This is a genomic window from Desulfomarina sp., from assembly GCF_054039375.1.
In genome coordinates, this window is sequence record NZ_JBPLBA010000019.1 from 1 (window position 1) to 10,237 (window position 10,237).

General features: G+C 48.6%; 6 protein-coding genes and 1 tRNA gene. All 7 read left to right on the forward strand.

Features of this window, described 5'->3' with window-relative positions:
* The first annotated feature begins 686 nt into the window (after window positions 1–686).
* The 7 genes from ACXLDX_RS01190 to ACXLDX_RS01220 all read left to right on the forward strand — a co-directional run bounded on the left by ACXLDX_RS01190 (window position 687) and on the right by ACXLDX_RS01220 (window position 10,233).
* Window positions 687–1,907: an ammonium transporter gene (locus ACXLDX_RS01190; RefSeq protein ID WP_457575361.1), complete on the forward strand. Its 1,221-nt coding sequence runs from the start codon at window positions 687–689 to the stop codon at window positions 1,905–1,907.
* 267 nt (window positions 1,908–2,174) lie between these two features.
* On the forward strand, window positions 2,175–2,513 hold the full coding sequence (locus tag ACXLDX_RS01195) for a P-II family nitrogen regulator (protein WP_457575362.1): 339 nt from the start codon (window positions 2,175–2,177) through the stop codon (window positions 2,511–2,513).
* A gap of 3 nt (window positions 2,514–2,516) precedes the next feature.
* Window positions 2,517–5,099 carry a [protein-PII] uridylyltransferase gene (gene glnD, locus ACXLDX_RS01200; RefSeq protein WP_457575363.1) on the forward strand — a complete coding sequence of 861 codons (2,583 nt, stop codon included), beginning with the start codon at window positions 2,517–2,519 and terminating at the stop codon, window positions 5,097–5,099.
* Window positions 5,100–5,671: 572 nt separating this feature from the next.
* Window positions 5,672–7,000 (forward strand): type I glutamate--ammonia ligase, encoded by a 1,329-nt coding sequence (gene glnA, locus ACXLDX_RS01205; protein ID WP_457575364.1) that lies wholly within the window; start codon window positions 5,672–5,674, stop codon window positions 6,998–7,000.
* 236 nt (window positions 7,001–7,236) lie between these two features.
* On the forward strand, window positions 7,237–7,752 hold the full coding sequence (locus ACXLDX_RS01210) for a DciA family protein (RefSeq protein ID WP_457575365.1): 516 nt from the start codon (window positions 7,237–7,239) through the stop codon (window positions 7,750–7,752).
* On the forward strand, window positions 7,739–10,072 hold the full coding sequence (gene cysS, locus ACXLDX_RS01215) for a cysteine--tRNA ligase (RefSeq protein WP_457575366.1): 2,334 nt from the start codon (window positions 7,739–7,741) through the stop codon (window positions 10,070–10,072). The genes ACXLDX_RS01210 and cysS overlap by 14 nt, the downstream gene beginning before the upstream one ends.
* An 84-nt stretch (window positions 10,073–10,156) precedes the next feature.
* A tRNA-Arg gene (locus tag ACXLDX_RS01220) sits at window positions 10,157–10,233 on the forward strand.
* The last annotated feature ends 4 nt before the right edge of the window (window positions 10,234–10,237 follow it).

The window sequence follows — 10,237 nt, forward strand, 5'->3', positions numbered from 1 at the left end:
ACCTAAATCCTGCAATTGGCGAGTTTGCCGGAGATGCGAGGTTCAATGGCGTCGACGTATAGACATACTTCAAGCCATTGAAAACGAAGCAGATTCGGTAAAATCGCCAATCCCGCAGGGCAAAGAAAATGAAAAATTGTACAATCACCCAAACAGTGAATGGCCGGATTCGTTAGATATAACATAACATATTGAAATTTACTCATAATTACATTTTTCCATTTTCTGAAGTGCAGGATTTAGGTCATATATGTTTTGTCCGGTGCCTGTGACTAATTACAAAAAGGCTTTATCACCATTGAGCCCTCACTGATTCAACTACGTGGTCAGCATACCGGTTGATAGTGGAAATGTAAACTTCTCCCGTTGGAAAAGGTGGCAAAGGGGCACTGTCCGAGGAAAATTAAAGGTCACCCTGGAAAATGGACTTTTCACAGTCTCTTCTGTCCGCATTCCCTCGGCAGAAAATTTACATTTATGTTGCAAAAAATAATTAAATTAACAATAATGTAACCAAAAGTGAAACTGTGCTGTTTCTGTTTGTCTTTTAATCTGGATCTGTGAACGGATGCCCGGAAGGGCGGCGGGTGATATTCAGTGGGTTGAATGGTAAGTGTGTAAAATTGTGATCTGCGATCCGGCCGGATCGCAGATCATGTGAAAACTGAACTGTTGAGGTGAGTTGAATGAATAAGGCGGATACCGCGTTTATCCTGGCTTCTGCAGGTCTGGTGCTGTTGATGACACCGGGGCTTGCGCTGTTTTATGGTGGTATGGTTCGGAGAAAAAATGTTCTCGGGACCATTATGCAGAGTCTGATCATGATTTCCCTGGTTTCGATTGAGTGGGTCTATCTTGGTTATTCCATGTCTTTTGGCCCGGATATCGGAGGGTTTGTCGGGGACCTGTCCTGGTTCGGTCTGAGTGGAGTGACCAGTGCTCCAAGTCCTGATTATGCTACTACAATCCCTCAGACTGTTTTTATGATTTATCAGTGCATGTTTGCTATAATTACCCCGGCTCTGATTACCGGAGCCTTTGCCGAGCGGGTCAGGTTTGTTCCTTTTCTTGTTTTTTCACTTTTCTGGACAATCCTTGTGTATAATCCTGTCTGTCACTGGGTATGGGGAAAGGGTGGTTGGCTTGCCGGTCTCGGGGTGCTTGATTTTGCAGGAGGGCTTGTGGTGCATGCCACATGTGGTGCCGCTGCCCTTGCCGGTGTTCTTGTGATCGGCGCGAGAAGAGGGTATGGTAAAACCAGTTTCATGCCCCATAATCTGCCCATGACCATGCTGGGAACCGGGTTGCTCTGGTTCGGCTGGTTTGGTTTTAACGGTGGTTCGGCTCTGGCCGCCGATGAAATCGCTGCAACAGCTTTTGTCGCCACCCATATGGCCGGAATGGCCGGAATGTTTATGTGGGTGGTCATGGAATGGTTGACTCTGGGCAAGGCTACAACCCTTGGAGCTGCGTCGGGGGCTATCAGTGGGCTTGCCACAATCACTCCAGCGGCGGGTTTTGTCGGGCCCAATGCGGCGATTATCATTGGCTGCCTTGCCGGGCTTTGCTGTTTTCTGGCGGTCAGTGCCAAAAGCAGGTTCAACCTGGATGACTCTCTGGATGTGGTTGGGATTCATGGAGTCGGTGGTATCCTGGGAACATTCTGTCTCGGTCTTTTTGCCTCCAGAAGTGTTAATCCCGGTGGTGCCGACGGTTTGTTTGCCGGAAATGCGGCTCAGCTGTACTATCAATGTGTCGGCATTGCGGCGGTAGCCCTTTACGCCTTTGTTGTCAGCTGGGTTCTTTTTAAACTTATTCATTCCGTGATGGGGATGCGTCTTGAAGAGGATGCTGAAGTTGAGGGTATGGATTCTACAGAACATTCGGAAACCGCCTATAACAATTAGTGCATGGGAAGGGCTGCCTGTGGTATGTTTCCATGGTAGAAATCCTGGCTGCCCCCGGGCAGGGAATATATGCTTAAGGAATGTAACTGGTCACAGGGGTAGCAACTCTATGAGTTTATTACCTCTGAAGTGTAACTGCTCACAGGTGCCGCAGATTTTTGCAGACTCTTCTGTTCGCTATAGCCTGTTTATGCGGACTAAAGAGACCGTGAAAAGCTGGTGATTGTGAGCATTTGCTACGGGCTTGATGAAAACTGAAAGGTTACTATGAAAAAAATTGAAGCGATTATAAAACCGTTCAAGCTGGATGATGTGAAAGATGCCTTGAACGAGATGGGTATTACCGGGATGACTGTGTCCGAGGTTAAGGGGTATGGGCGTCAGAAAGGGCATACCGAAATATACAGAGGTGCTGAATATATCATTGATTTTATACCCAAGGTGAAGATGGAGATTGTAGTCGCCGCAGAGCAGGTGGATCAGGTTGTGGATAAGATCAGAAACGCGGCCAATACCGGAAAGATTGGTGACGGGAAAATATTTGTATTACCGGTTGAGCGGGTTGTGCGCGTCCGTACCGGGGAGGAGGATCGGGATGCGGTATAGCTGATGGTTTCCGAGTTTCGAGAGAAAAGAGAGCCTCTGGAGCTGCAGTGGGCAAAAGGGCTTGGGAGCGATCATCTGCTTCTTGAATACAGCGATATCGTGGATCGTTTTATTGTACGCTGTTTTGATTCTCTTGCTGTGGACGGTAAGGATTCCGTTGCCCTTGTTGCCCTGGGGGGGTACGGCAGGCGGGAGCTTTTTCCGCGGTCTGATATCGATCTCATGATCCTTTACCGGGGACGGTCTTCCAGGGTGAACAGTATTGCGGACGGCATTCTTTATCCGCTCTGGGACCTTGGTCTTGAAGTTGGTCATGGCGTTCGTACCGTTAAAGAGTCTGTTGCCCAGGCGAGGGAGGAATATTTTTCACGTGTCGCCCTGCTGGACAGCCGTCTTATCTGTGGCAACGAGAAGCTTTTTGTCAGACTGATGAAGGTCTACCGCAAACGTTTTGTTGATGGTCGGCGGGAAAATTTTGTTGTTCAGATGAAGGAGCATCGCGCTGTCCGGCAGAAAAGGTTTGGCAGTCATGGCTATCTTCTTGAACCGAACATAAAGGAAAGCCGGGGTGGCATGAGGGATATCCAGGCCATGTTCTGGACTGCCAAGATGGTTTTCGGTCTTGACGGGCTTGATGATATGTGTGGAGCCGGCCTGCTTCTTGATGAAGAGAGGGAAGAGTTTGTCGGTTCCAGGCGGATGCTCACCCGCCTGCGCGGGTATCTTCACAGTCAGAGTAAGAGGAAGAATGAGCAGCTTTATTTTGAGCAGCAGGCGGATGCTGCCGCGGTTTTCGGCTATCGTGACCGCAACGGTGTGCTCGCGGTAGAGAGTTTCATGAGGGATATTTACGCTGCTCTGCAGAATATCGCGGTTATCACGGATCTCTTTTTTGATCATGTGGATGAGGTCCTGGGTTTGGCTGCGAAGGTCAGGGGAGTCAAGGATAAAAATGTTGAAAAAGGTATAGAGATCCGCAAAGGTAAGATTCATCTTACCGCCGGTATTGATCAGTTGCGGTCCAAACCTCATATCCTTGTGCGTCTCTTTCTGGTGATGGCCAGAACCGGCCTGGTTTTACATTATCGGACGAGAAAGATGATTGTCGGTCATCTGGGGTTGATTGACGGGAAAGTCTGTGCTTCGCCTCGCCTGACAAAAGCGTTCATCAATATTCTCCTTGAGGCGGAGGATATCTTTCCGGTTCTTGAAACCATGCTGGAGACCGGAGTTCTGCCTGCCTGTATACCTGAATTTTCCAGGATTGTTACCCTCTGTCAGTATGATGTGTATCATATTTATACTGTTGACAGGCATTCGCTTCAGGCCGTGGCTGAGCTGAAGCAGTTAGAGGGGGAACTGGAGAGGGTCTTTAAAAATGTAAAATCGTTAAGGGTGCTGTATCTTGGCGCGCTTCTTCACGATATAGGCAAGGGGTCGGGGCGGGATCACAGTATTGAAGGGGCCGAGGTGGCGGTTGAGGCAGGAAGGCGGCTGGGCCTCAGCGAGGTTGAGTGCGATGGTCTGCAGTTTCTGGTCCGTTATCATCTTTTCATTCCTGAGAATGCACTGAGAAGAGATCTTAATGATACTCTCTTTATTCGGAGGTGCGCAGAAACCATCGGCAGTCTCGACAGGCTTGCCATGCTGTACCTGCTTTCCATTGCCGACTCAAAGGCAACCGGGCCGTCCGCATGGTCGTCATGGAAGGCCGCCCTTATGGAGGAGCTGTACCTGAAGGTTTATCCCTATCTTGATTTTGCGCACCGGGGGCGGGGAGAGATTGGTGTTGAGCTGGAGGATCATGTTGAGCAGGGAGTCGAATGGCTTCGGGAGCAGGTTGGAGAACTGCTGGCGAAAGAGGAGGGTTTGCGCGTGGCTGCGGCAACCTTGTCCGCGGATTATATGCTTTCCTTTGAACCTGAGGTTATTGCTGATCATGTGCTCAGTCACAGGGATCATTATCAGCTGCTGCGTCAGAAATCGCTGATCAGGGCCGATGAGAGTGAGGACGGCTGGTCTCTTCTGATCATGTCGTTTGATCGCCCCGGTCTGCTGGCCAAGATATGTGGAGTGATGACGCTGAATAATCTTGAGGTTGTCAGGGCTCAGATTTTTACCTGGGAAGATGGAACCGTGGTGGATGTGATTGATGTTCGACCGACGGATGGACTTGAATTCAGGGAGAAAGACTGGCGCGGATTGAATGAGGATCTGGACAAGGCAATCAGTCACAGGCTGGGGCTCGGTCATCGTCTCTACAGGAAGCTTTCTTCGGTTTACAGCAGAAAGCGCGATCTTGCCGGTGAGGTGACCAACAAGGTTGTCATTGATAATAAAAGCTCCGATACTTATTCGGTGATAGAGGTTTATTCTGCTGACCTTCCCGGTCAGCTCTATCGTATTGCCCAGACTCTTGCTGATTTCGGCATCAATATCCATAAGGCGTATATCGCAACTGAGGTGGGGCAGCTGATTGATGTATTTTATGTCCTGGATAATCGAGGGAAAAAACTGCTTGACGAGGAATTTCAGCAGGAAGTAACCCAGGGGCTCCTGCATTCAGTTGGTCGTATTGCAGGTTGAAATGAGTCGGTCGCAATTGGTCACAGGGATAGCAACTCTGTGATTTTATTACTTCTGAAACAATGTCGTTCGCTTAAGCGATAAGTCCCTTTCCGACCTCGTCCGAGGGACGCATAAACCCGTCCCTGGGGGCTTGACTGCAGCCGTCTTGGCTGCAGACACCCTCGGCCAAGGTCAGAATGGGACTTTCCTGAACCATCTTGTCCTTAAGTTAACGACATTGACTTCTGACCTAAATCCTGCAATTGCCAATCCCGCAGGGCAAAGAAAATGAAAAAATTTACATTCACTCAAAAAGTGAATGGCCAAATTCGTTAAATACATCTTAATACATTGAAATCAAGTTATATTTATATTTTTTCATTTTCTGAAGTGCAGGATTTAGGTCTGAAGTGTAATTCGCAATGGATAGGTTGCGCTTAAAAATAACAAACTTGTAATAAAAATTGATTTTTCTTGCAGAAACTGCCAAAAATGTTATGTAATGGTAATTGTTTTTTTGACTCGAATGCCGGGCCATCCTTTATATGGGGTTCAGGCAAAATCTTATCGAACAAAAGGAGGCTGTGAAAATGACTAGGGAAGAAATAATGCAGACAATAGAAGATGAGAATATTCAGTATTTTCGCCTTCAGTTTGTGGATATTCTTGGCTTTATGAAGAATGTTGCCATTCCGAAAAGCCAGATCGGCAAAGCCCTTGACGGGGACATGATGTTTGACGGTTCTTCCATCGACGGATTTGTCCGTATCAATGAATCGGACATGTATCTCAAGCCGGATTACAATACTTTTACCGTACTTCCCTGGAGAAACAGAGATGGCGTTGCTGCCGCCCGTATAATCTGCGATGTTTATAAATCAGACGGTACTCCTTTTGGTGGATGCCCCCGGGTTAATCTCAAGCGTGTCCTGGCTGAAGCCAGGGAAATGGGATATACCATGAACGTGGGAACCGAAGCTGAATTCTTCCTCTTTGAAAGGGATGAGGATGGCGCGCCCACAACCATCACAAACGATGTCGCTGGTTATTTCTCACTGGATCCCGAGGACATGGCAAACGATTGCCGTCGTGAAATCATCGAGACCCTTGAGGCCATGAATTTTGAGATTGAGGCGTCCCATCACGAGGTTGCCGAGGGACAGCATGAGATCAATTTCAAATATGCTGATGCCCTTGAAGCGGCAGACAATACCGTCACATTCAAATGGGTTGTCAAGTCAATCGCAGCAAGATATGGACTGCATGCGACCTTTATGCCCAAGCCAATTTTCGGTATCAATGGTTCGGGGATGCATACCAACCAGTCACTTTTCAATCTTGACGGTACAAACGCCTTTTTTGATGAGAGTGATGACCTGCAGCTTTCCAAGGTCGCTTACTCCTATATTGCCGGCTCCCTGAAAAATGCCCGTGGTTTTGCCGCGGTGACCAATCCCCTGGTTAATTCCTATAAACGTCTGGTTCCCGGATATGAGGCACCGGTTTATGCCGCATGGTCGGCCTCCAACCGTTCGGCTCTTATCAGGATTCCTGCTGCCCGTGGTCTTTCCACCCGCACCGAGATTCGTTGTCCGGACCCGAGCTGTAATCCCTATCTTGCCCTGGCGATGATGCTTAACTCCGGACTTGACGGTATTAAGAACAACCTGACTCCTCCTCCGGAAGTGGCCAAGGACATTTTCAAGATGAGTGAGGCGGAAATGGAAGAAGAGGGCATCAAGGTCATGCCTGCCAGTCTCAAGGAAGCCCTTGAAGAAATGAAGACGAATCCGATTGCCAGAGAAACCCTTGGGGATCATATCTTTGAAAAATATATTGAGGCCAAGGAAAAAGAATGGGACAGCTTCAGAACCGCTGTGACTGATTGGGAGCTTGATGAATATCTTACCATTTACTGATTTCTGACTCGACAATAGTCAAAAGCCCCCACATCCTGCCAGGGTGTGGGGGCTTTTTCATTTTTGGTGGAGTGGCCAGAACAATTCTTGCCAAATTTCTTAATTAAAAGTAGTGTCTGTTTTCAAGATATCTGTGATCAGGGACTGGTCTTGCGGACTTCGGAGCCGCCGGTTGCAGGATTCAGGAATGACCTTAAATGTACCTTTAATTTGTTCGAAACAGTCGGTTAAAACCCGTGGACAGTTACAAAAAAAAGAGGGCAAGATCGCTGGCCGGCCTGCTTCCCGAGCTTGTGCGTGAGCGAGGGTGGGAAAAACAGCTTGATCTGTATTCAATTTTTCCACGATGGCGGGAACTGGTGGGGCCTGAGATTGATGAATATGCCAGTCCCCTGAAAATTGTGAGGGGTGTGCTCTGGATTGAAGTTGAAAATTCTTCCTGGCTGCAGCAGCTGCAGTTTGAGAAAATGCAGCTGCTGGATGTATTGAATCAGGCCCTTCGTTTGAACCGTCTTGATGATATAAAAATGGTCCTTCCGGTTCGAGTAAAAGATGATGAAGTAAAACCGGTACGGTCAGTTACATTTGTCAAGCCCGATAACAAGGAAGTTGAGGCGTTCGAGCACCAGGTCAGTACTATTGCTGACGAAAAATGCAGAGACGCTCTCATGCGGTTCTGGTATCTTTCCCGGGCATGCAGAATAAAAGAGAACAGGCAGTCTTCCAGTGAAATAGAACATGCTACACGATAATATTTTAAGCGCCATCGGCTATACGCCTCTCATAAGGATCAATCGTCTTTTCAGTCATGATTCCATGCAGATATATGGAAAGCTGGAGTCCTGTAATCCAGGTGGTTCTGTGAAGGAGCGGATCTCCCTTTCCATGATTGAGGCGGGCGAAAAAAGCGGGGAGCTGACGAAAGACAAAATTGTTCTGGAGGCCACCAGTGGTAATACCGGTATCGGGCTGGCTATGGTCTGCGCGGCAAAAGGCTACAGGTGTACTCTTGTTATGCCGGAGTCGGCTTCTGTTGAGCGGCGAAAAATCATGCAGGCCTATGGTGCTGAAATTCTGCTTACTCCCGCTAAAAGGGCAACGGACGGGGCTATTGAGAAGGCTTATGGGATGGCAAGGGAGTATCCGGAACGGTATTTTCTTGCAGACCAGTTCAATAACGAGGCCAACTGGCGTGCCCATTACGACAGAACCGCACCGGAAATATGGGAACAGACCCAAGGCAGGGTGACCCATATCGTGGCGACTCTCGGGACATCCGGAACCGTCATGGGGCTCTGCGCCTGGTTTAACGAGTTTCAGCCCCATGTGAAGGTCATCGCCGTGGAACCGCACCTGGGGCATAAGATCCAGGGGCTGAAAAATATGAAGGAATCGTATAAGCCTGGTATTTTTGATAAAAATATTCCAGGCGAGGTGGTGTCGGTGGATGACGAACCTTCATTCGAAATGGCAAGGAGTCTGGCAAGGCATGAAGGTCTGCTGGTGGGGATGAGCAGTGGGGCGGCCATGGCGGCAGCCATTGATTACGCGAAAACAGTGGACACGGGATTGATCGTCGTGATGCTCCCGGATGGAGGGGAGAGGTATCTGAGCACTCCTCTTTTTTCCGTTGAGAAGAAAAAGGAAAAAGAGGATCAACTGCTTTTTTACAATACGATGAGCAAAAAAAAGGAACCCTTTGTTCCTCTTCGGGAGGGCAGGGTAACTTTTTACTCCTGCGGACCCACCGCCTATGAATTTGCCGATCTCCAGATATGCAGACGCTTCGTGGTGACTGATCTTATTACCCGTACTCTGGAGGAAAAAGGGTTCGCGGTGGATTCTTATATGAATTTCACCGATATTGATGACAGAACGATTGAAGGTGCGGAAAACGCGGGGCTGCCCCTCCGGGAATTTACAGACCGTTATATGGCCAGTTTTCTCGAGGATATTGAAACGCTGGGAGTTAAACCGGCAACAGATTATCCCAAGGCCTCCGAATATATCGCCAATATGATTGAGATGTCCCATGAGCTGATTCACAAGGGATATGCCTATGAGAAACATGGTTCGATCTACTTTGATATTTCCAAGTTTAAAAAATACGGCAGATTGTCCGGCATTGACCTTGGCAAAATTCAACTCGGCAAAACGGTTGACCTGGATAACTATGAAAAGGATAATCCCAGGGATTTTACCCTGTTGAAACGATCGACACTGGGAGAGTTGAAAAAAGGTATTTTTTTTGAAACGGACTGGGGTAACGTAAGGCCGAGCTGGCATGTGGAATGTTCCGCCATGGCCACCACGAATATCGGTCCGACCATGGATATTCATACAGCCGGCAGGAACCTGATCTTTCCCCATCATGAAAACGAAATTGCCATTGCCGAGGCCCTGACGGGAAAGCCCCTGGCCAATTACTGGCTCCATTCAGAAATGGTGGTGGTTGATTCCAGGAGTATGTCGAGGGAAGCCGGTAACAGAGTGACCTTGCGGGACCTGCTGGCACGGGGGTACAGCGGGCGTGAAGTGCGCTTTATGCTGCTTTCGGTCCACTACCGCAAGCCGATTAATTTTTCCCTGAAACGGCTTGAGTCCGTGCGTACGGCATTGAGGCGCCTGGATGAGTTCACCTGCAAGCTGCACTGCCTTCCCCCGGGAATGCCTCATCCGGAGGTGACCGCATACGTTTCGACCATGGAAAAGCAGTTCTTCCGGGCAATGGATGATGATCTTAATGTTTCAAAGGGGATGAGTGGTATCTATACCTTTATTAAAAAGCTTAATCCTATCCTGCAGGTGAATCATCTTGACCAGGACCAGAGAAACTATATTCTTGAGACTCTGGAAAAGATTAACCGGGTTCTCAATATTTTCAGGTTGGAAGGCTGTCCGCTGGCTCCGGATGTCAATGCTCTGATAAAGTTGAGAGAAGAGGCCCGCCTGAGGAAGGACTGGCTGGCTGCGGACGCTGCAAGGGATGAGCTGGCAAGGAAAGGAATCACGGTGATTGATACGGAAAACGGTCCGATCTGGAAGCGGATCTGCGAGGGGAAGCTGAACTGAAAAGAGGTAATTACAAATGGTGTTGCATTTTGTTCCACGTTGGTTATAGTACCGTCCGTATTTACAGTATGATTTTTCTACAGTGCGCTCGTAGCTCAGCTGGATAGAGCAACGGACTTCTAATCCGTAGGTCGCAGGTTCGAATCCTGCCGGGCGTACCAGTAA